20 protein-coding genes are annotated in these 20372 nt (G+C 69.5%); 11 read left to right on the top strand and 9 right to left on the bottom strand.

Annotated features, from left to right (window positions below; all coding sequences use genetic code 11):
* The first annotated feature begins 170 nt into the window (after nt 1-170).
* From glmU to ACFXBC_RS28940, 5 genes are all read left to right on the top strand, one after another.
* Nucleotides 171-1664 (top strand): bifunctional UDP-N-acetylglucosamine diphosphorylase/glucosamine-1-phosphate N-acetyltransferase GlmU, encoded by a 1494-nt coding sequence (gene glmU, locus ACFXBC_RS28960; protein WP_385030799.1) that lies wholly within the window; start codon nt 171-173, stop codon nt 1662-1664.
* Nucleotides 1665-1803: 139 nt separating this feature from the next.
* Complete coding sequence (locus ACFXBC_RS28955) at nt 1804-2781, top strand: ribose-phosphate diphosphokinase (protein WP_385030796.1); 978 nt, start codon at nt 1804-1806, stop codon at nt 2779-2781.
* Between the two features lie 193 nt (nt 2782-2974).
* Entirely contained in the window at nt 2975-3565 is a 591-nt protein-coding gene (locus tag ACFXBC_RS28950; protein ID WP_385030793.1) for a 50S ribosomal protein L25/general stress protein Ctc, read from the top strand.
* Between the two features lie 179 nt (nt 3566-3744).
* A complete protein-coding gene (pth, locus tag ACFXBC_RS28945) occupies nt 3745-4341 on the top strand; it encodes an aminoacyl-tRNA hydrolase (RefSeq protein WP_385030790.1) in 597 nt (198 codons plus the stop codon).
* A gap of 53 nt (nt 4342-4394) precedes the next feature.
* On the top strand, nt 4395-4859 hold the full coding sequence (locus ACFXBC_RS28940; RefSeq protein ID WP_385030787.1) for a hypothetical protein: 465 nt from the start codon (nt 4395-4397) through the stop codon (nt 4857-4859).
* Between the two features lie 234 nt (nt 4860-5093).
* Here the strand turns inward: ACFXBC_RS28940 and ppc are convergent, their stop codons facing one another.
* Nucleotides 5094-7829 carry a phosphoenolpyruvate carboxylase gene (gene ppc, locus ACFXBC_RS28935; RefSeq protein ID WP_385030784.1) on the bottom strand — a complete coding sequence of 912 codons (2736 nt, stop codon included), beginning with the start codon at nt 7827-7829 and terminating at the stop codon, nt 5094-5096.
* A 245-nt stretch (nt 7830-8074) separates the two neighbouring features.
* Between ppc and ACFXBC_RS28930 the strand changes: the two genes are divergently transcribed.
* The 3 genes from ACFXBC_RS28930 (at nt 8075) to ACFXBC_RS28920 (ending at nt 10451) form a co-directional block, all read left to right on the top strand.
* Complete coding sequence (locus ACFXBC_RS28930) at nt 8075-9058, top strand: acyl-CoA desaturase (protein WP_385030781.1); 984 nt, start codon at nt 8075-8077, stop codon at nt 9056-9058.
* Nucleotides 9055-9744, top strand: coding sequence for a TetR family transcriptional regulator (locus tag ACFXBC_RS28925; protein ID WP_385030778.1), 690 nt, complete (start codon nt 9055-9057; stop codon nt 9742-9744). Before ACFXBC_RS28930 ends, ACFXBC_RS28925 begins: the two co-directional genes overlap by 4 nt.
* Before the next feature lie 104 nt (nt 9745-9848).
* Nucleotides 9849-10451, top strand: coding sequence for a Uma2 family endonuclease (locus ACFXBC_RS28920; protein ID WP_385030814.1), 603 nt, complete (start codon nt 9849-9851; stop codon nt 10449-10451).
* Nucleotides 10452-10468: 17 nt separating this feature from the next.
* Here the strand turns inward: ACFXBC_RS28920 and ACFXBC_RS28915 are convergent, their stop codons facing one another.
* The 3 genes from ACFXBC_RS28915 to ACFXBC_RS28905 form a co-directional block, all read right to left on the bottom strand.
* Nucleotides 10469-11098, bottom strand: a complete 630-nt coding sequence (locus ACFXBC_RS28915) for a Uma2 family endonuclease (RefSeq protein ID WP_385030775.1) — start codon at nt 11096-11098, stop codon at nt 10469-10471.
* Nucleotides 11099-11221: 123 nt separating this feature from the next.
* Nucleotides 11222-11584: a glyoxalase gene (locus ACFXBC_RS28910; RefSeq protein ID WP_385030772.1), complete on the bottom strand. Its 363-nt coding sequence runs from the start codon at nt 11582-11584 to the stop codon at nt 11222-11224.
* Entirely contained in the window at nt 11581-12369 is a 789-nt protein-coding gene (locus ACFXBC_RS28905; protein WP_385030769.1) for a trans-aconitate 2-methyltransferase, read from the bottom strand. The genes ACFXBC_RS28910 and ACFXBC_RS28905 overlap by 4 nt, the downstream gene beginning before the upstream one ends.
* A 118-nt stretch (nt 12370-12487) precedes the next feature.
* Here ACFXBC_RS28905 and ACFXBC_RS28900 point away from each other — a divergent pair, with 118 nt between their 5' ends.
* Nucleotides 12488-12985, top strand: coding sequence for a MarR family winged helix-turn-helix transcriptional regulator (locus ACFXBC_RS28900; protein ID WP_385030766.1), 498 nt, complete (start codon nt 12488-12490; stop codon nt 12983-12985).
* On the opposite strand, the gene ACFXBC_RS28895 is transcribed toward ACFXBC_RS28900, so the two are convergent.
* The 4 genes from ACFXBC_RS28895 to galT all read right to left on the bottom strand — a co-directional run bounded on the left by ACFXBC_RS28895 (nt 12944) and on the right by galT (nt 17152).
* Nucleotides 12944-13723: a LuxR C-terminal-related transcriptional regulator gene (locus tag ACFXBC_RS28895; RefSeq protein ID WP_385030763.1), complete on the bottom strand. Its 780-nt coding sequence runs from the start codon at nt 13721-13723 to the stop codon at nt 12944-12946. The genes ACFXBC_RS28900 and ACFXBC_RS28895 overlap by 42 nt on opposite strands.
* A 212-nt stretch (nt 13724-13935) precedes the next feature.
* Complete coding sequence (gene galK / locus ACFXBC_RS28890) at nt 13936-15066, bottom strand: galactokinase (RefSeq protein ID WP_385030760.1); 1131 nt, start codon at nt 15064-15066, stop codon at nt 13936-13938.
* 59 nt (nt 15067-15125) lie between these two features.
* Nucleotides 15126-16094 carry a UDP-glucose 4-epimerase GalE gene (galE, locus tag ACFXBC_RS28885; RefSeq protein ID WP_385030757.1) on the bottom strand — a complete coding sequence of 323 codons (969 nt, stop codon included), beginning with the start codon at nt 16092-16094 and terminating at the stop codon, nt 15126-15128.
* Nucleotides 16091-17152, bottom strand: coding sequence for a galactose-1-phosphate uridylyltransferase (galT, locus tag ACFXBC_RS28880; RefSeq protein WP_385030754.1), 1062 nt, complete (start codon nt 17150-17152; stop codon nt 16091-16093). Before galT ends, galE begins: the two co-directional genes overlap by 4 nt.
* Before the next feature lie 218 nt (nt 17153-17370).
* Between galT and ACFXBC_RS28875 the strand changes: the two genes are divergently transcribed.
* Nucleotides 17371-19041, top strand: coding sequence for a sodium:solute symporter family protein (locus tag ACFXBC_RS28875; RefSeq protein ID WP_385030751.1), 1671 nt, complete (start codon nt 17371-17373; stop codon nt 19039-19041).
* Nucleotides 19042-19056: 15 nt separating this feature from the next.
* Nucleotides 19057-19353, top strand: coding sequence for a hypothetical protein (locus ACFXBC_RS28870; protein ID WP_385030748.1), 297 nt, complete (start codon nt 19057-19059; stop codon nt 19351-19353).
* Between the two features lie 37 nt (nt 19354-19390).
* Here ACFXBC_RS28870 and ACFXBC_RS28865 read toward each other — a convergent pair whose 3' ends face one another.
* Complete coding sequence (locus ACFXBC_RS28865; RefSeq protein ID WP_385030745.1) at nt 19391-20227, bottom strand: LuxR C-terminal-related transcriptional regulator; 837 nt, start codon at nt 20225-20227, stop codon at nt 19391-19393.
* Nucleotides 20228-20372 lie beyond the last annotated feature (145 nt).

Below are 20372 nucleotides of genomic sequence, written 5' to 3'. Positions count from 1 at the left end.
GAGGGCGCGTTCAGCACATGCACAGTGCGGGGTGCCTCCCGGATCAGGAAGTCGTGGGGCCGGGGGGCGTCCCGGTGCCCCGCCGGGGCCCCCCCCCCGCCCCCGTTTCCACCCCCCGGCCCCCCGGTATTCTGCGGATATCCACCCACCCGCACCCGAAGGGCACCACCGTGAGCGCCACTCCCCCCCAAGGTCTCGGATCCGCGCAAACAGGGGGAAGGGCTCCCTCGGCTGCCGCCGTCGTCGTTCTCGCGGCGGGTGCGGGGACCCGGATGAAGTCGGCCACCCCCAAGGTCCTGCACGAGGTCTGCGGGCGCTCGCTCGTCGGCCATGTCGTGGCCGCCTCACGCGAGCTGGGGCCGGAGCAGCTCGTCGTGGTCGTCGGGCACGAGCGTGAGAAGGTCCAGGCCCATCTCGCGGAGACCGACGCGGACGTACGGACCGCCGTGCAGGCCGAGCAGAACGGCACCGGACATGCCGTGCGTACCGCGCTCGAAGAGCTGGGCGCGCCCCCCGATGGCACCGTTCTGGTGGTCTGCGGTGACACGCCGCTGCTGACCGGGGCGACGCTGGCCGCGCTCGCCGCCACGCACACCGCCGATGGCAACGCGGTGACCGTGCTGACCGCCGAGGTGCCGGACGCGTCCGGTTACGGGCGCATCGTGCGGGATCACGCCAGCGGTGCGGTGATCTCGATCGTGGAGCACAAGGACGCCTCCGAGGCGGAGTTGGCGATCCGGGAGATCAATTCGGGGGTGTTCGCCTTCGACGGGCGGCTGCTGGCGGAGGCGCTGGACAAGGTGCGCACGGACAACAGTCAGGGTGAGGAGTACCTGACCGATGTGCTGGGCATTCTGCGGTCGGCCGGTCACCGGGTGGGGGCGTCGGTGGCCGATGACCACCGGGAGATCGTGGGGATCAACAACCGGGTGCAGTTGGCGCAGGCACGTGCGCTGCTGAACGCCCGGCTGCTGGAGCGGGCGATGCTCGCCGGGGTGAGCGTGGTCGATCCCGCGTCGGTCTTCGTCGATGTGTCGGTGACGTTCGAGCCGGATGCGGTGGTTCATCCGGGTACGCAGTTGCTGGGTGCGACGCATCTCGCGGAGGGTGCGGAGGTCGGGCCCAACTCGCGGCTGAAGGACACCGTGGTGGGTGCGTTCGCGCGGGTGGACAACACGGTGGCGGACGGTGCGGAGGTGGGTGAGCACGCGACCGTGGGTCCGTACGCCTATCTGCGGCCGGGTACGCGGCTCGGTGTGCGGGGGAAGATCGGGACGTATGTGGAGACGAAGAACGCGACCATCGGTGAGGGTTCCAAGGTGCCGCATCTGTCGTACGTGGGGGACGCGACGATCGGTGAGTTCAGCAATATCGGTGCGGCGAGCGTGTTCGTGAACTATGACGGACAGGACAAACACCACACAACGATCGGGTCGCACTGCCGCACCGGTTCGGACAACATGTTTGTGGCTCCCATCACGGTCGGGGACGGTGTGTACACCGCTGCGGGGTCGGTGATCACGAAGAGCGTGCCGGCCGGTGCGCTGGCCGTCGCCCGGGGCCAGCAAAGGAATATCGAGGGTTGGGTGGCCAGGAAGCGGCCGGGAAGTGCCGCCGCGCGGGCCGCTCAGGCCGTGTCCGACGAGGCCGGTGGCGAAAGCTGACCGGAAACACGTGCGTTCATCTGCGCGTACCGTGATAGACGCATGCTCGGCTTACGGGCCGGGACTCCGGGGTACGCCCCGGTACATACCTCCGGCTGGCTCGCCCAGCAGCAATCAACACGTCTGAGGAGACTGTGCTGTGACCGGGATCAAGACGACCGGCGAGAAGAAACTGATGCTCTTCTCCGGCCGCGCCCACCCCGAGCTGGCCGAGGAGGTCGCCGCCCAGCTGGGGGTCGACCTGGTGCCGACTAAGGCCTTCGACTTCGCGAACGGTGAGATCTACGTTCGCTTCCAGGAGTCGGCCCGCGGCGCGGACTGCTTCCTGATGCAGAGCCACACGGCTCCGATCAACCAGTGGATCATGGAGCAGCTGATCATGATCGATGCGCTGAAGCGGGCATCGGCCCGGAGCATCACCGTGATCGTGCCGTTCTACGGTTACGCGCGGCAGGACAAGAAGCACCGGGGCCGTGAGCCGATCTCGGCTCGTCTGATCGCGGATCTGATGAAGACGGCGGGTGCGGACCGCATCCTCACGGTGGATCTGCACACCGATCAGATCCAGGGGTTCTTCGACGGCCCGGTGGACCATCTGTTCGCGCTGCCGATACTGGCGGACTACGTGGGCGCCAAGGTGGACCGTTCGAAGCTGACGATCGTCTCGCCGGACGCGGGCCGGGTGCGGGTGGCCGACCGCTGGTGCGACCGGCTCGGTGCGCCGCTGGCCATCGTGCACAAGCGCCGTGACAAGGACGTCGCCAACCAGGTCACGGTCCATGAGGTCGTGGGTGAGGTGAAGGGGCGGGTCTGCGTCCTGGTGGACGACATGATCGACACCGGTGGCACGATTGTCGCCGCGGCGGACGCGCTGTTCGCGAACGGTGCCGAGGATGTGATCGTGACGGCGACGCACGGGGTGCTGTCGGGTCCTGCCGCGGACCGTCTGAAGAATTCGAAGGTGAGTGAGTTCGTCTTCACGAACACGCTGCCGGATCCGGACAACCTGGAGCTGGACAAGATCACGGTGCTGTCGATGGCGCCGACGATCGCCCGTGCGGTGCGGGAGGTCTTCGAGGACGGTTCGGTGACCAGCCTCTTCGAGGAGCAGGCGTAGCCGCGGGCCTGCTGACAGCGGCCTGAAGATCGATTTCTGGGACGGCCTTCCCGCCGGGTAGACTCACGGAGTTGCTCGGCGAGGGAGGCCGTACTCATGGGTACGGGACTCCGTTATCGACGCGCTCTTCGTAGCAGGCCGCGATACGTGGCCGGGTGACCGATCCGTTTCCGTCACCTCTGAGGAGTGCCACATGGCTGAGGTCAAGCTCGCCGCTGAAGTCCGTACCGAGTTCGGCAAGGGCGCTGCCCGCCAGATCCGTCGTGAGAACAAGGTTCCCGCGGTCATCTACGGTCACGGTGCCGACACCGTGCACATCACCCTTCCCGGCCACGAGCTGATGATGGCGCTGAAGACGGCGAACGCGCTGCTGCGTCTGGACATCGGTGGCCGTACGGAGCTGGTGATCCCCAAGGCGATCCAGCGTGACGCCATCAAGCGCAACCTGACCCACGTGGACCTGCTCGCGGTCAAGCTGGGTGAGAAGGTCACGGTCGAGGTCTCGGTGCACGCCGAGGGTGACCTGGCGCCGGGTGCCAACCTGCTGGAGTACGTGCAGAACACGCTGACCGTCGAGGCCGAGGCCACGCACATCCCGGAGTCGGTCACGGTGTCGGTCGCGGGCATGGACGCCGGTGACTCGATCCTGGCGAAGGATGTTCCGCTGCCGTCCGGCACGACTCTTGCCACCGACGAGGAGGCCGTGGTCATCCAGGTCGTGGCCGCGCAGGCCGAGGAGCCGGCTGCGGAGTCCGACGAGGCTGCTGAGGGTGCCGAGGCCTGAGCCTCGCGCTGAGGTGTTTCCGCCGGTTGTTCCGGCGGGTCCGGGGCCGTGGTGTTCCGGAGTGTGTGTGAGTCCGCCGTCCGTGCCGCAAGGCGCGGGCGGCGGCTGGCTGTTCACCGGCTTTTACCGGTTCACCGCGGTTCGGCGGGGGCCGGACACGTGCAGAGGGAGACGTGCAGATGACGACGCCCGATCCGACGGCTCCCTGGCTGGTTGTGGGCCTCGGTAACCCTGGCCCCGACTATGCGGCCAACCGCCACAATGTGGGCTTCATGGTGGCCGATCTGCTGGCGGAGCGTATCGGGGGCCGTTTCAAGGCGCACAAGGCGCGCGCTCAGGTGGTGGAGGGCCGGCTGGGTCCGCCGGGGCCGGGCAGCCGGCGGGTGGTGCTGGCGAAGCCGATGTCGTACATGAATCTGTCGGGCGGGCCGGTCACGGCGCTGCGGGATTTCTACAAGGTGGGTACGGCGAACATCGTCGCTGTCCATGACGAGCTGGACATCGGTTACGGGACGCTGCGGCTGAAGCTGGGTGGCGGGGACAACGGGCACAACGGTCTGAAGTCGATGACCAGGTCGCTGGGGGCGGACTATCACCGGGTGCGGTTCGGTATCGGGCGTCCGCCGGGTCGGATGCAGGTTGCCGATTTCGTGCTGAAGGATTTCTCGTCGGCGGAGCGCAAGGAGTTGGGGTACTTCGTGGACCGGGCGGCGGATGCGGTGGAGGCGTTGGTCATCGAGGGTCTGGACCGGGCGCAGACCACGTACAACTCCTGAGGCGGGCTCGGAGGGTTGACCCGGTGTGGTCCGATGGCCAAGGATCGCGCCCCATGAAGCGGAGTCGCGGCGTCCTGCTGTATGCGGGCAGGGCGGCCATGGGGTGTGTCGCGGTGCTGGTCCTGGTGGCCGGTTTCTGGTCGTCGTGGGGCACGGCGCAGCATGTGCTGCTGGCGAAGGGCCGTGATCACGGGACGCTGACGGTGGTGTCGTGTTCGGGGGGTACGTGTACGGGCCCGTTCGTGCCGTCGGCGGGTTCGGCCGCGCACCGGGGGCTGGTCATCGACAAGTCGACGGCGGCCGAGAAGGGCGAGCGGTTGCCGGTGGTGGTCCGCCCCGGCAGTGATGAGGCGATCAGGACGGGCTGGGCGGGCGCGCTGCATGCGTGGGTTCCGTTGGGCGGCGCGTTGTTGCTGGCGGCTCTGGTGATCGGTGGGGGTCTGCGGATGACGCGTACGGCGTGGGCGGCGGGGGTCGCGGGTGCGGGGCTGCTGGTGGCGGCGTTCGTGGCGCTGTGATCCGGCCTCACCGGGTCCGCGCGGCAGCCCCGCCCGCGCATCTCGAGCCCGTCCGGCGATTGAGGACCGAGTGCCGGGCGAGCCGACTCTCCGGCCACCGATTCAAGCCCTCGCCCCGGTCCGCGCATCAAGCCCGTTCAGGGGGCGCTTCCCAGCGAGTCGATGGGCCGGATCACCGGGGGCGGGGAACCGAGGCGACGTCTGCCGCCCCGGGCCCCTGCCCCCGGCCGGAGGTCACCCCGTGTTGCGGAGCCCGGCGGCGACTCCGTTCACGGTGAGCAGCAGGGCCCGTGCGAGGGTCGGGTCCGCCTCCTCGCCGTTTTCGGCCGCTGCCCGCTGGCGGGCGAGCAGGGAGACCTGGAGGTAGGAGATCGGGTCCAGGTAGGCGTCCCGGATGGCGAAGGTCTGCTGGAGCGCGGGGTGGGAGTCCAGGAGCTGCTGGCCGCCGGTGATGCGCAGGACCTCGCGGACGGTGAGTTCGTGTTCGGCCTCGATGTCGGCGTAGACGTGCTTGAGTTCGTCGGGCACGAGGGTGTCGACGTAGTGCCTGGCGATCCGCAGGTCGGTCTTGGCGAGGGTCATCTCGACGTTGGAGATGAAGTTCCGGAAGAAGTGCCACTGTTCGTGCATTTCGTCCAGGACGGTGTCGAGTCCGGTCTCGCGCAGGGCCTTGAGGCCGGAGCCGACGCCGTACCAGCCGGGGACGATCTGCCGGGACTGGGTCCAGCCGAAGACCCAGGGGATGGCGCGCAGTCCGTCGAGCGAGACGCCCGAGCCGGGGCGGCGGGAGGGCCGGGAGCCGAGGTGCATGTCGGCGAGCTGGTCGACCGGCGTGGAGGCGAGGAAGTACGTCGGCAGGTCCGGGTCCTCGACCAGCTTGCGGTACGCGGCGTGCGCGGCGTCGGAGACGACGTCCATGGCCGCGTCCCAGCGGGCGAGTGCTTCGTCGGACTGGCGGGGCGCGGTGTGCAGGGCGGATGCCTGGAGGGTTGCCGCGACGGTCAGTTCGAGGTTCTCGCGGGCGAGTGCGGGGACGAGGTACTTGTCGGAGATGACCTCGCCCTGTTCGGTGACCTTGATCTCGCCTTCGAGGGTGCCCCAGGGCTGGGCGAGGATCGCGTCGTGGGAGGGGCCGCCGCCGCGGCCGACGGTGCCGCCGCGGCCGTGGAAGAGCCGCAGGCGTACGCCGTAGCGGTGGGCGACGTCGCGCAGCCGGCGCTGGGCGCGGTGGATCTCCCACTGGCTGGTGGTGATGCCGCCGAACTTGGAGGAGTCGGAGTAGCCGAGCATGACCTCCTGGACGTCGCCGCGCAGCGAGACGAGGCGCCGGTAGGAGGGGTCGGCGAGCATTTCGTCGAGGATGACGTCGGCGGCGCGCAGTTCGTCGGTGGTCTCCAGGAGCGGCACGATGCCGATCTTGGCCCAGCCGCCGTGCAGGTCGAGGAGGCCGGCTTCGCGGGCGAGTACGGCGGCGGCAAAGACGTCGTCGGCGCCCTGGCACATCGAGATGATGTAGGACTCGATGACTTCGGGGCCGAAGCGTTCGAAGGCCTGCTTGATGGTGTGGAAGACGCCGAGTGTCTTCTCGCCTGCCGCATCGAGGGGGGCGGGGCTGGGTGCGAGCGGGCGCCGGGACCTGAGTTCCTTGGCGAGGAGCTTCTGGCGGTATTCGCGGGGCATGTCGGCGTAGCGCCAGGATTCTTCGCCGAGGCGGTCGAAGAGCTGGCCGAGTGCGTGGTGGTGGGCGTCGGCGTGTTCGCGTACGTCCATGGTGGCGAGCTGGAGGCCGAACGCGGCGAGGGTGCGGATGGTGCGGTCCATGCGGCCGTCGGCGAAGAGTCCGCCGCGGTGGTCGCGGAGGGATGCCTGGATGAGGGTCAGGTCGCTGAGGAGTTCGGAGGTGCCGAGGTAGTCGCGGCCGACGCGGTGGGGGGTGCCCTTGGCGAGGCGTTCGCGGGTGTTGACGAGCTTCTGCCGGATGCAGGTGGCCTTGAGGCGGTAGGGCTCTTCGGCGTTGAGGCGCTTGTAGCGGGGGCTGATCTCGGGGAGGCGTTCCAGGTCGAGCTGGAGGGAGTCGAGGAGTTCCTGGGTGGCGCCGGTGTAGCGGATGGAGTTGGAGAGCAGTCCGCGCAGGTAGTCGATGAGGTCGATGGCGTCGGTGATGCCGTGTTCGTGCTGGAGGATCAGCACGTCCCAGGTGACGGCGGGGGTGACGTTGGGGTTGCCGTCGCGGTCGCCGCCGATCCAGGTGCCGAAGGAGAGCGGGCGGGTGCCGGGGGGCAGTTCGACGCCGACGCGGTCGAGTTCGGCGGCGAGGTCTTCGAGGACGTCGCCGACGGCTCCGGCGTGGAGTTCGTCAAGGTAGTAGATCGCGTTTCGCGCTTCGTCCGCGGGTTCGGGCCGTACGACGCGGAGCTCGTCGGTCTGCCAGATGAGGTCGATGCTCTCGGCGAGCCGCAGGTCGTGGCGGCGCCGGTCGGCCTCGATGACCGGGGTCTCCAGGAGCTCGGCGATGCGGCGCAGCTTGTTGAGTACGGAGCGGCGTGCGGCTTCGGTGGGGTGGGCGGTGAAGACGGGCCGTACGTTGAGGTTGCGTACGGTCGCGCGCAGGTGGTCGGGGTCGGCGTCCTTGAGCCGGTCCGCGGTGCGGGCGAGGAGTCCGCCTTCGGCGGCGCGTACGGCGCGCATCTCGCGGCCGCGGTGTACCTGCTCGGTGACGTTGGCCAGGTGGAAGTAGGTGGAGAAGGCGCGCACCAGCTTGGCGGCGGTCTCCAGCCCGGTGTCTCCGAGCAGCTCGGCGGCTGCTTCGCCGTCCTCGCGGGTGAGGGCGCGGACGCGTTCGACGAGTTCGAGCAGTTCGGGGCCCTCCTGGCGTACGAGGGTCTCGCCGAGCAGGTCGCCCAGGCGGCGGATGTCCGCGCGCAGCTCGGGGCTGGCGGTCGGGGTGGGGGTCAGATCGGCACTGCTCACAGGTGCGGCTCCTTGCAGTGTTGGCACGACTGGCGAAGGGGTCTGGGGGTCATTCCCAGAAGTCACAGAACGGACCGCGCTGTCCGACGACACGCACACAGGATAGGTGTCCGGTTGTCCGGCTCGCCGGGGCGTCCACAGCCCTCTTGCCGCGAGGCTGCTCGCTGACATACTTACGAGGCCGTAGGTTACGGAACCGTAGCCGGGCATCAGCCGCATTCCTCACCCCACGGGGGACGTCCCTTATGACCATTGGTCCCGATCTGATCGATGAAGCCCAGACCCCGACCGGTCCCACCACCCGCTCCGCGACGCTGGGCGGGGACAGCAAAGGCTCCGTGGAGCAGTTCGGTCTGCTGCTCTTCATCGTCGTGCCGTTCCTCGCTCTGGTCGCGGCGGTGCCGCTGGCCTGGCGGTGGGGCGGTGTGAGCTGGCTCGATCTGGGTCTGCTCGTGGTGATGTACTACGTCGGGTGCCATGGCATCACGATCGGTTTCCACCGGTATTTCACCCATGGCGCTTTCAAGGCCAGGCGTCCGCTGCGGATCGTGCTGGCCATGATGGGCTCGCTGGCGGTCGAGGGGCCGCTGGTGCGGTGGGTGGCCGATCACCGCAAGCACCACAAGTTCTCCGACGCGGAGGGCGACCCGCATTCGCCGTGGCGGTACGGCGATACGTTCCCGGCCCTGCTCAAGGGGTTGTGGTGGGCGCACATGGCGTGGATGTTCGACGAGGAGCAGACCCCGCAGCACAAGTACGCACCGGATCTGATCAAGGACCCGGCGATCCGCTGGATCTCGCGGAACTTCATCTACTGGACGGGTGCGTCGCTGGCGATTCCGCCGCTGGTGGGCGGTCTGGTGACGATGTCGTGGTGGGGCGCTTTCACGGCGTTCTTCTGGGGCTCGCTGGTCCGGGTGGCGCTGCTCCACCATGTGACCTGGTCGATCAACTCGATCTGTCATGCGGTGGGCCGGCGGCCGTTCAAGTCGCGTGACCGTTCGGGCAATGTGTGGTGGCTGGCGATCCTGTCGTGCGGGGAGTCCTGGCACAACCTGCACCACGCGGACCCGACGTGCGCCCGGCACGGGGTGCTGCGGGGCCAGCTGGACTCCAGCGCGCGTCTGATCCGCTGGTTCGAGCTGCTGGGCTGGGCGTACGACGTGCGCTGGCCGTCGGCTGAGCGGATCGATGCCCGGCGCAAGAGTGAGCTCACAGAGACGGCATGATGACAGACGTGGCGATCGAAGGCAGCAGTACCAGCGGTGGCAAGAACCGCCCGCCCGCGGCCCGGCGTGCGCGCCGGGTCCGTATGACGGGGAAGGAACGCCGCGAGCAGCTGCTGGACATCGGCCGCACTCTCTTCGCCGCGAAGGGTTTCGAGGGCACGTCGGTGGAGGAGATCGCGGCGAAGGCCGGGGTCTCCAAGCCGGTGGTGTACGAGCACTTCGGCGGCAAGGAGGGCCTGTACGCGGTGGTGGTGGACCGGGAGATGCGTCAGCTGCTGGACCTGGTGACGGGTTCGCTGACGGCGGGCCACCCGCGTGAGCTGTGTGAGCAGGCGGCGTTCGCGCTGCTCGACTACATCGAGGAGTACACGGACGGTTTCCGCATTCTGGTGCGGGATTCGCCGGTGGCCCAGTCGACGGGGACGTTCGCGTCGCTGATCAGCGATATCGCCACGCAGGTGGAGGACATCCTGGGCATGGAGTTCAAGGCGCGGGGCTTCGACCAGAAGCTGGCGCCGCTGTATGCGCAGGCGCTGGTCGGCATGGTGGCGCTGACGGGCCAGTGGTGGCTGGACGTCCGCAAGCCGCCGAAGGCGGAGGTGGCGGCGCATCTGGTGAACCTGGCGTGGCACGGGCTGGACGGCCTGGAGCCGAAGCCGCGGCTGATAGGCCACCGGAAGGGGTGAGCGGCCCTTGGCCAGGGCCGTGGCCTCACTCGTTGTGATGACTCACACGCTTTTCGGCCGCTGGTGTGGTGGGACAGGGCGAGAATCCGCCCATGGCAGAACCCATGGCCGCCGAGCTGCCGGGCGGTGACCGTTTCCGCCGGCCCGTACCACCACCGGACGGACACACCGTGGACGACCTGTTCACGCTGCCCGGTCTCCCGCCGCACACCGAGCTGATCGACGGGAGCCTTGTCTTCGCGCGTCCTCAACGGAATTTCCACAGCACGATGGTCGACCTGTTGATGGCCGGGTTGCGCAGCACAGTGGCCGGGCATCTGAAGGTCATTCGCCAGATGACGGTCGTCCTGGACCGCCGCGATGGACCCGAGCCCGATGTCTCCGTCGTCCACGCGAGTGCTGTCACCAGCCTTGAGCAGAACAGCTTCGTGGCGGCGGATGTCTTGCTCGCTGTCGAGGTCGTCTCCCCCGACTCGGAGGCCCGCGACCGCGACACCAAGCCACGCAAATACGCGGCAGCCGGCATCCCGCATTTCTGGCTCGTCGAGATGGCGGGAGCGAACCAGCACCCCGTGGTCCGTGTCTACGAGCTCGACCCGGTGACCAAGGCGTACGCGCTGAACGGCATTCACCATGATCAGCTGAAACTCGGGGTTCCGTACGACATCCGTATCGACATCACACTGGACGCGCTCAAGCAGCTCTGAACGGGCCCAGGGAGGCGTCAGGCCCCGGTGATGTCGCTGCCGATAGCGAAGCCCTTCGCCGGGCCTTCGGGGAGCACCGCGTCCGTGCCGTAGGGGACGCGGTGCTCGTCCGTGTAGACGGCCTTCTTCGTGTCGGGTGAGGTCAGCAGGACGACCGTGCCGTCGCCGTCGTGGTCGTCCACGAGAACGTAGAGCGCAATGCCCGCACGGGCGTACTCGCGGCGTTTGCGGATCCGGTCCCGCTGCTCGTTCTGCCGACCGGGCGAGACGACCTCGATGATTGCGGACACCCCGGCGGCGTCGACTCCCAGGCCGTCCTCGTCCGGGATCTCGTCCAGATCGAGCGGGGCCACGAAGAGATCCGGGACCCACGTTTTGCGGTGGTGGATCACATTGATGTCATGGTGGACGACCTCGCCGTGGTCTCCGCCGGCCAGGTGAGCGTCCAGCGCGCGGCGGATTCGTCCGATGAGCACGCCGTGACGGCGGCGACCTGTAGGTGACACCTCGATGGACCCCTCGATGATCTCGGCCCGGTAGCCCTCGGGGAGATCCATGGCTTTCCACGCCTGCCAGAGGACCTCGTCCAGGTCGGAGACCGGATCGTCGTCCACAGCCGGGGAAACCTCGTGTGCGAGAGCGGTCATCGTGAAGCACCTCCTCCATCAGTGTGGGCGCGGGCGCCACAGCGGCACAAGCGACACCGCCAAGCTAGGTGTCAGAGGGGCCCCGCGGCGCCCTACACGATGTGATCATCCGAAAGGGTGAGGTCAGCCCACCGGCTCCAGGAACTCGATGCGGTTTCCGGCCGGGTCCCAGGAGTAGAAGCGGCGGTGGCCGGGAAGGTCGCCGTCCCAGACCACTTTCGCGCCGCGGGATTCCAGCAGGGCGCCGTACGCCTCGATGCCGGTGACGCGGAGCGCCGGGTGGGCCTTGACCGAGGGGCGGTGGCCCTCCTCCATACCGAGGTGCAGCTGGACCGGGCCCGACTGGAACCAGCAGCCTCCCCGGGCGGCGAGGGCCGGGGGCTTGGGGATCTCGGTCATGCCGAGCACCCCGGCGTAGTAGGCGCGGAGGGTGTCCTCGGTGCCGGGCCGGGCGGCGAGCTGGATGTGGTCGACCGCGGTGATCATCGCTGCTCCCGGTGGGCGACGGCGAAGATGCGGCGGAACGGGAAGACCGTGCCGTGCGGGCCCGGCGGGTAGGCATCGCGGAGCAGGTCGCGGTATTCGGTGAGGAAGGCGGCCGTGGCCTCCTCGTCGTCGGCGAGGGCGGTGAGGACCGGGCGCAGGGCGGTGCCCTTGACCCAGTCGAGTACCGGGTCGTCGCCGGTGAGGAGCTGGAGGTAGGTGGTCTCCCAGACGTCGGCCGCGCAGCCGAGGGCGGTGAGGCGGGAGAGGTATGCGGCGGGCTCCAGGACGGCTCCCGTGCGGTCTCCGACGCCGGAGAGGCGGGTTTTCCAGCGCGGGGACTCGCGCAGGGCGGCGAGGAGGGTGTGGCTGGGTGCGGTGAAGTTGCCCGGCACCTGGAAGGCGAAGGTGGCGCCGGGGGCGAGGGCGTCCAGCCAGTCGGAAAAGCGGTCGGCGTGGCCGGGTACCCACTGGAGGAGGGCGTTGGAGACGAGCAGGTCGTACGGTTCGGCGGGGGTCCAGGTGGTGGCGTCCGCGGGGGCGAAGGTGAGTCGGGGGCCCGCGTACTGCCGGGCCCGCTCCAGCATCTGCGGGGAGTTGTCGAAGCCGGTGATCCGGGCGTTCGGCCAGCGGTCGGCGAGCAGGGCGGTGGCGTTGCCGGCGCCGCAGCCGAGGTCGGCGATGGTGGCCGGGGTGCCGGGGATCCGGCTCAGGAGGTCGTGGAAGGGTCGGGTGCGGTGGTCCGCGTGGCGCAGGTACTGCTGCGGATCCCAGGTGGGTGCGGTCATGGGAGCAGCATTCCCCGATAATTCTCTTGATGTCAAGATAGTTGCAGTCAAGATGGTTGCGGTCGAGATAGTTGACGCCAAGAGACTTCATGTCGACAGACCCTCTACACTGATCCACATGGAGGATGAGGTCGACCGGCTGGTCGCTGCGTGGCGCCGTGAGCGCCCCGACCTCGACGTGGAACCACTTGAGGTCCTGAGCCGTGTGTCCAGGCTGGCGCGCCATCTCGACCGCGCCCGCCGGCTCGCGTTCTCCGAGCACAGTCTGGAGCCCTGGGAGTTCGACGTCCTGACGTCGTTGCGCCGCGCGGGCGACCCGTACCAGCTCTCCCCCGGACAGCTGCTGACCCAGACCCTGGTCACGTCGGGCACCATGACCAACCGCATCGACCGGCTCGCCACCAAGGGGCTCGTCGAGCGGCTGCCCGACCCCAGCGACCGGCGCGGGGTGCTGGTCCGGCTGACCGACGAGGGGCGGGACCGGGCCGACCAGGCGCTGGCCGGGCTGCTCGCCCAGGAGCGCGCACTGCTCGCCGAGCTCTCCCGTACCCAGCGGGGTGAACTGGCCAGTCTGCTACGCCAGTTGACCGCCCCGTTCGACAACATCCCCGGCTGAGGGCGGTCCTTCGGCGGGCCCGACGCCCGCGCGTCTCGCCAGGGCGACCGCGGCCAGCGTGGAGTGCACGCCGAGCTTGCCCAGTACGTTCTGCATATGCGTACGGACGGTGTGCGGGGAGAGGAAGAGCCGCTCGGCCACCGCCTTGCGGCCCAGGCCCGCGACCATGCACCGCAGCACCTCGCGCTCCCTCGGCGTCAGCGCCTCGACCAGCAACTCGCCCTTGGTGCGGTGCCGTTGGGCGCTGTTCAGCTCCCGCAGTACGCCGGTGAGCAGGGCGGGCGGCAGATGCGTCTCGCCCCGCAGGACGCCCCGGACCACGGCGAGCAGACGCTGGAGCGAACAGTCCTTGGCGACCCACCCCGAGGCCCCGGTCTGGAGGGCCAGCGCGGCCCGGCGCGGGTCGTCGCGCGCCGCGAGGACGACGGTCCGCAGCGCGGGCCGGGCCGCACGCGCCGCGGCTGCCAGCGCGATGCCGTCCCCCGGGGCGCTCTCGGCGGCGCCGGACGCGGCGGCCGGGCGGTGGCTGCCCCACCCCGCCGCGCCACCGAGATCGGCGTCGGCCAGCAGCACATCGAAGGGACGCGCGTCCGCCGCCGCCCTGTCCAGACTGCGCAGTGCGGCCGGAGCGCTGCCCGCGGCCGTGACCTCCACGCCGGGCTCGGCGGCGAGGGCCGCGGCGAGCGACTCGGCGAAGATGCGGTGGTCGTCGACGACGAGAACACGAATATGACCCATAGGAACCCCCACGCCCGCGCACCGGACCCCCACCGGTGGCTCTGGTTCAGGGTACGGGCGCACATCGGGTGCGTCCGGTGATTGGGAACACCGGGCCCGGGGAGCGAGGGGCGGGGAGCGAGGGCAGGGGAACGAGCGACGGGCGGGAAGCACCGGACGGGGCCTCGTGGGCCTCAGTGGCCACGCCCCGCCGCCCCGCCCCCGCCGACGCCTCAGCTCAGCCGGCGCGCCCCCGCCGATGCCGTGGCGGTGAAGATCCGCGGGGCCGTGTACCCGGCCCCGGCGAACGCCTCGGTCACCGCCTTGCTCACCGCCTCCGCGTGCACCTCCTCGACGAGCACGATCGCCGATCCGCCGAAGCCGCCGCCGGTCATCCGGGCTCCCAGCGCGCCGCCTTCGTTGGCCGCCGCCACCACCAGGTCCAGCTCCTCGCAGGAGACCAGCAGGTCGTCGCGGAGGGAGGCGTGGCCGTCGGTGAGGATCGGGCCGACCCCGCGTACGTCGCCCGCGTCGAGGAGCGCGACCGTCCGCGCCACCCGGTGGTTGTCCGAGACGACATGGCGGACATAGCCGCGCACCTTCGGGTCGGTGAGCCGGTCCAGCGCCTCCGGCAGCTGCTCGTACGGCACATCGCGCAGCGCGGGAACGCCCAGGATCCGGGCGCCCTCCTCGCAGCCCGCGCGCCGCTCGGCGTAGGCGCCGTCGCCCAGGGCGTGCTTGACCCTGGTGTCCACGACGAGCAGCCGCAGCCCCTGGGCGGCCAGGTCGAAGGGGACCTGGCGTATCGAGTGGTCCCGGCAGTCGAGGTGCAGGGCATGGCCGTCGGCGCAGCAGGCCGATGCCGTCTGGTCCATGACTCCGCAGGGCACCCCGACGAAGGCGTTCTCGGCGCGCTGGGCGATCAGCGCCAGCTGGTTGCAGTCCAGGCCCAGTCCGAACAGGTCGTTGAGGGCGAGCGCGGTGACGACTTCGAGGGCGGCGGACGAGGAGAGTCCGGCGCCGGTGGGGACCGTGGAGCTGAGGTGGATGTCGGCGCCCGTCACCGGGTGGCCCGCCTCGCGCAGCGCCCAGACGACGCCCGCCGGGTAGGCCGCCCAGCTGGTGTTGGTGAGCGGTTCGAGTTCGTCGGTGCGCAGCTGGACGACGCCGCCCTCGATGTCCGCCGAGAACAGCCGCAGTACGCCGTCGGTGCGCCGGGACACCTGCGCGACGGCGGTGTGCGGCAGGGCGAGCGGCATGACGAAGCCCTCGTTGAAGTCGGTGTACTCACCGATGAGGTTGACCCGGCCGGGCGCGGCCCAGGTGCCCTCGGGGGCCGACCCGTACAGCTCCTCGAAACTCATTGCTCAGCAACTCCCCTGCTGTGGGACCTGTCGTGGGACCTGTCGTGGGACAACTCTGACTACGCCGGTGTGCGGATGTGCTGCGCGAAGGCCCAGGCGTCGGAGACGATCCCGGCCAGATCGGGGCGCGAGGGGGTCCAGCCGAGCCGCTCGCGTGCGGTGTCGGCGGAGGCGACGAGCGTGGCCGGGTCGCCCGCGCGGCGCCCCGCGGCCTGCTCGGGGACGGGGTGCCCGGTGACCTTGCGTACGGTCTCGATGACCTCGCGGACCGAGAACCCGCTGCCGTTGCCGAGGTTGCAGATCAGGTGCTCGCCCGCGGTGGCCGCGTCCAGGGCGAGCAGATGGGCCTCGGCGAGGTCCGCGACATGGATGTAGTCGCGGACGCAGGTGCCGTCCGGGGTGGGGTAGTCCTCGCCGTACACGGAGATGGCGTCGCGGCGGCCCTGCGCGACCTGGAGGACCAGCGGGATGAGGTGCGACTCGGGGTCATGGCGCTCGCCGTACGTCTTGTAGGCGCCCGCGACGTTGAAGTACCGCAGGCTGGCGGCGGCCAGGCCGTGCGCCGCGCACTCGCCGCTGATCATGTGGTCGACGGCGAGCTTCGTGGCGCCGTACGGGTTGGTCGGCGCCGTGGGGGCGCTCTCCCTGATCGGTACGGCCGTGGGCTCGCCGTAGGCCGCGGCGGTGGAGGAGAACACCAGGGTGCGGACACCGGCCGAGCGCATCGCGGCGAGCAGCGCGGTGGTGCCGCCGACGTTGTTGAGCCAGTACTTCTCGGGGTTGACGACCGACTCGCCGACCTGTGAGGAGGCGGCGAAGTGCAGGACACCGTCGTACGAAGAGTCGAGCCAGCGGGCGGCGTCCTGGATGCGGCCCTCGATGAAGGCGGCGCCGTCGGGGACGGAGGCGCGGAAGCCGGTGGAAAGGTCGTCGAGCACGGTCACCTCGTGCCCGGCCTCCAGGAGGTGGGCGGCCACGACACTGCCGACGTATCCCGCGCCACCGGTGACCAGGTACTTCTTGCTCACTTGCTCGCTACCTCTCGCAGTCGCTCGGCCGCGGCCTCCGGCGGCACGTCATTCACAAAGACGTTCATGCCCGACTCGGAACCCGCGAGGAACTTCAGCTTGCCCGAAGTACGGCGAATGGTGAAAAGCTCAAGATGCAGGGCGAATTCGTCCCGCTTGATGCCGTATCCCTCCAGCTCGCCGAAGGGCGCCTGGTGGAGCGCGGAGACATACGGCGTCGGCGGCTCGCCCTCGCCGAAGATCCGGTCGAAGCGCTTCAACAGTTCCAGATACATCTGTGGAAACTCTGTGCGCGCGTCCTCGCCGAGGAAGCGCAGGTCGGGTACGCGCTGCTTGGGGTAGAGGTGCACCTCGTACGGCCAGTGCGCGGCGTACGGGACGAACGCCACCCAGTGCGCGCCCTCCAGGACCACCCGGGAGCCGTCGGCCATCTCGCGGGCGACGGTCTCGTCGAAGAGGTTCCGGCCGCCGCTGCTCTCCTGGAACGCCTCGGCGGAGCGCAGCATCAGCGCGGTGCGCGGGGTGATGAAGGGGTAACCGTAGATCTGGCCGTGCGGGTGGCCGAGGGTGACACCGATCTCGGCGCCGCGGTTCTCGAAGCAGAACACCTGCTTGACGGCGGGGAGTTCGGCCAGCTCGGCGGTCCGGTCGGTCCATGCCTCCAGGACCAGGCCGGCCTGTTCGGGGGTGAGGTCGGCGAAGGAGGCGTGGTGGTCGGAGGTGAAGCAGACGACCTCGCAGCGGCCGGAGTCACCGGTGAGCGAGGGGAAGCGGTTCTCGAAGACGGCGACGTCGTAGTCGGCTTCGGGGACCTCGCTGAGCCGTCCGTCGCGTGAGGGGCAGAGCGGGCACTCGTCGGCCGGCGGGTGGTAGGTGCGCTCCTGGCGGTGCGAGGAGATGGCGACCGCGTCACCGAGCAGCGGGTCGGTGCGGATCTCGGATGCGGTGGCGACGGGGCCGAGGGGGCGCCGGTCCACGGCGTCACGTACGACATCGTCCCGGCTGTCGTAGTAGAGCAGCTCACGACCGTCGGCGAGGCGGGTCGATGTCTTCTTCACTCTGGCGCTCCTCGCCCACTGCTACTACCCAAACAGAACCGCACACAACAAACCACAAGTCAACAGAACAGTCAATGGGGACGCAGCAAGCGCTTTCATCGGGACATACCAACCAGCCCGATCACAATCAAACAAAGAACACCAACCATGTGTTCAATTTTTGAACATGTAGGCGTAGGTTCCACTCCGGAAAAGTTCTGGCAACGAAGCGAGTACTCATGCAATACCTGGCTGCCGGACTCCGGCTCCCCACGAACGGGCTCGACTACACCATTCTGGCGATCTACTTCATCGTGGTCCTGGGCATCGGATTCGCTGCCAGGGCAAGTGTGAAGACGAGCCTCGACTTCTTCCTCTCCGGCCGTTCGCTGCCCGCCTGGGTCACCGGTCTGGCCTTCGTCGCGGCCAACCTCGGCGCCACCGAGATCCTCGGCATGGCGGCGACCGGCGCGCAGTACGGTGTGGCCGTCGTCCACTGGTACTGGATCGGCGCCATCCCCGCCATGGTCTTCCTCGGCCTGGTGATGATGCCCTTCTACTACAAGTCGAAGGTGCGCTCGGTCCCCGAGTTCCTGCTGCACCGCTTCGACAAGTCGGCGCACCTGCTGAGCTCCATACTCTTCGCCTTCTCGGCGGTCCTCATCGCGGGCGTGAACCTCTACGCCCTGTCGATCGTCGTGGAGGCGCTCCTGGGCTGGCCGCAGTGGGTCGCGATCGTCGTCGCCGGCCTCTTCGTCCTCATCTACATCACCATCGGCGGCCTCTCGTCGGCGATCTACAACGAGGTGCTGCAGTTCTTCGTCATCCTCGCCGCGCTGATCCCGCTCACCATCCTCGGCCTCAAGCGGGTCGGCGGCTGGGACGGCCTCTCGGACACGCTCACCAAGAGCAAGGGTCATGACTTCATGACCGCCTGGGGCGGCACCTCGATCGGCCACGCGAACCCGCTCGGCGCGAACTGGCTGACGATCATCCTGGGCCTGGGCTTCGTGCTCTCCTTCGGCTACTGGACGACGAACTTCGCCGAGGTGCAGCGCGCGCTCTCCGCGAAGAACCTCTCCGCCGCCCAGCGCACCCCGCTGATCGCCGCCATCCCGAAGATGTTCATCGTCTTCCTCGTGATGATCCCGGGCCTGGTCGCCGCCGTCATCGCCCCGAAGATCGGCACCTCCGGCTCGGATCTCACGTACAACGACGCGATTCCGCTGCTGATGCAGGAGCTGCTGCCCAACGGTGTGCTCGGTATCGCGGTGACGGGTCTGCTGGCCGCCTTCATGGCCGGTATGGCCGCCAACGTCTCCTCGTTCAACACCGTCTTCACGACGGACATCTGGGCGCGGTACGTGAAGAAGGACAAGCCCGACACGTACTACCTGCGCTTCGGACGGCTGATCACGGCGATCGGTGTGCTGGCCTCCATAGGCACGGCCTTCATCGCCTCCAGCTTCTCCAACATCATGAGCTACCTCCAGACGCTCTTCTCCTTCTTCAACGTCCCGCTGTTCGTGGTCTTCATCATCGGCATGTTCTGGAAGCGCGCCTCGATGAAGTCCGGTGTGTGGGGCCTGCTCGCCGGTACCTGCGCCGCGATGCTCAACTACTTCTGGATCTACAAGCAGGGCATCATCGACATCCCGAGCGACCAGGGCGCCAACTTCGTCTCGGCGATCGTCGGTTTTGTCGCGGGTGCGGTCGTCATGGTGGCCGTCACGCTCTTCACCGCCCCCAAGCCGGTGTCCGAACTGGCCGGTCTGGTCTACGGAACGGAGTCGCCGGACGCACCGGAGGCACCCGCCGAGGGCGACGACGCCTGGTACCGCAAGCCCGCTCTGCTCGGCTGGGGCGCCATCGTCATCGCCGCCCTGTGCTACCTGCCCTACTCGCTCTGATCGGAGGCACCCACCATGTCTGAACTGCAGAACGAAGTCTCCGAACTGGAGAAGAAGTCCGCGACGGCGGCCCGCCTCTTCGACATCCGGCGCATCATCGGCGGACTGTTCGTGGTCTACGGGATCATCGTCACAATCGCCGGGTTCACCACGTCCGACGCTGACCTCAAGAAGGCCCAGGGCGTCAACATCAACCTCTGGACCGGGCTGGCGATGCTGGTGCTCGGCCTGTTCTTCCTGGTCTGGCTGTGGCTGCGCCCGGTGGCGCCGCCCACGCCGGACGAGACCCCGGCCGGGGAGAAGACGCCGTAACGGAGGATTCCCTGACGGCCTCGCGAGGGACCGGACCTCACTTCGGTGAGTCCGGTCCCTCCGTCGTTCCTGGCCCGTCCGCCGTTCCTGGCCCGTCCGCCGTGCCCGGGGCCGCTGCCCTCCCCGGGGCCGTCGCGGATTCCGGGCCGGGCCCGGATTCCGGGCCCGCCGCCGTCTCCGCCCCCTCCCCCTCCCCCTCCCGCAGCGTCCGGGCCTTCGCGTGGTCGAGCAGCCCGGTGCGCGCGGCGAGCGCGGCGGCCTCCAGCCGGGAGCTGACGCCGAGCTTCACCAGGACCCGCTGTACATGCGTACGGGCGGTGCTCGGCGCGATCCGCATTCCGGCCGCGATGGCCCGGGTGTCCGCACCGTCCGCCACCCGGGCCAGCACATCGGCCTCGCGTGCGGTGAGCAGGCCCAGCAGCCTGCGGCCCTCGTCGTCGGGCTGCGCCACCGGGTTGAGCAGCTCCGTGAAGACCGCCCGCAGCAGCTGCGGCGCGACCGCGGTCTCCCCCGCGCACGCCTGCGCCATGGCCCGCTCGACCCCCTCGATACGCTCGTCGTGGCGCACGTAACCGGACGCGCCGGCGGCGAACGCGGCAGCCACACCGGGTGAGTTGGGAACCGGGCCGAGCACCACCACGGCCACCTGCGGCCGTTCCCTCTTGATCCGGGCGACCGGGTCGAAGACTCCGGGCCCGGCGGGCGTGGCCGTCCCGAAGAGGCAGACGTCGGGCGCCCTGCTGACCACGAGGTCGGCCGCGCCCCCGGTGGGAGCCGCCGCCGCGAGCACCCGGTGCCCGCGCAGTCTCAGCGCGGAGGCGCGCGCCTCCGCGAGCAGTCGGTGGTCGTCGACCACCATGAGCCGCACGCCCATGGAGCAGTCCCCCCTGTTCCCCCGCACCGGAGCGGTCCCCCGGGCCCGGTTTCCTGCCCCGGCAAGTTACACGTTCGGCCGCCTCCGCGCGCCCCGGACGGGCAGAGTACGAGGGCCGGTGGGGGCACTCTCCGCCGCGTACGCC

The sequence above is a fragment of the Streptomyces sp. NPDC059398 genome, assembly GCF_042751845.1.
In the GTDB taxonomy this organism is placed as follows: domain Bacteria; phylum Actinomycetota; class Actinomycetes; order Streptomycetales; family Streptomycetaceae; genus Streptomyces.
The sequence above is the reverse complement of the archived record's forward strand: the minus strand, read 5'-3'. Positions and strand labels throughout refer to the sequence as shown.

Coding starts and splice junctions, on each gene's coding strand:
- ACFXBC_RS28950 (WP_385030793.1), top strand. CDS start 2,975: ATGGCTGAGGTCAAGCTCGCCGCTGAAGTCCGTACCGAGTTCGGCAAG.
- pth (WP_385030790.1), top strand. CDS start 3,745: ATGACGACGCCCGATCCGACGGCTCCCTGGCTGGTTGTGGGCCTCGGT.
- ACFXBC_RS28940 (WP_385030787.1), top strand. CDS start 4,395: ATGAAGCGGAGTCGCGGCGTCCTGCTGTATGCGGGCAGGGCGGCCATG.
- ACFXBC_RS28930 (WP_385030781.1), top strand. CDS start 8,075: ATGACCATTGGTCCCGATCTGATCGATGAAGCCCAGACCCCGACCGGT.
- ACFXBC_RS28925 (WP_385030778.1), top strand. CDS start 9,055: ATGATGACAGACGTGGCGATCGAAGGCAGCAGTACCAGCGGTGGCAAG.
- ACFXBC_RS28920 (WP_385030814.1), top strand. CDS start 9,849: ATGGCCGCCGAGCTGCCGGGCGGTGACCGTTTCCGCCGGCCCGTACCA.
- ACFXBC_RS28915 (WP_385030775.1), bottom strand. CDS start 11,098: ATGACCGCTCTCGCACACGAGGTTTCCCCGGCTGTGGACGACGATCCG.
- ACFXBC_RS28910 (WP_385030772.1), bottom strand. CDS start 11,584: ATGATCACCGCGGTCGACCACATCCAGCTCGCCGCCCGGCCCGGCACC.
- ACFXBC_RS28905 (WP_385030769.1), bottom strand. CDS start 12,369: ATGACCGCACCCACCTGGGATCCGCAGCAGTACCTGCGCCACGCGGAC.
- ACFXBC_RS28900 (WP_385030766.1), top strand. CDS start 12,488: ATGGAGGATGAGGTCGACCGGCTGGTCGCTGCGTGGCGCCGTGAGCGC.
- ACFXBC_RS28895 (WP_385030763.1), bottom strand. CDS start 13,723: ATGGGTCATATTCGTGTTCTCGTCGTCGACGACCACCGCATCTTCGCC.
- galK (WP_385030760.1), bottom strand. CDS start 15,066: ATGAGTTTCGAGGAGCTGTACGGGTCGGCCCCCGAGGGCACCTGGGCC.
- ACFXBC_RS28875 (WP_385030751.1), top strand. CDS start 17,371: ATGCAATACCTGGCTGCCGGACTCCGGCTCCCCACGAACGGGCTCGAC.
- ACFXBC_RS28870 (WP_385030748.1), top strand. CDS start 19,057: ATGTCTGAACTGCAGAACGAAGTCTCCGAACTGGAGAAGAAGTCCGCG.
- ACFXBC_RS28865 (WP_385030745.1), bottom strand. CDS start 20,227: ATGGGCGTGCGGCTCATGGTGGTCGACGACCACCGACTGCTCGCGGAG.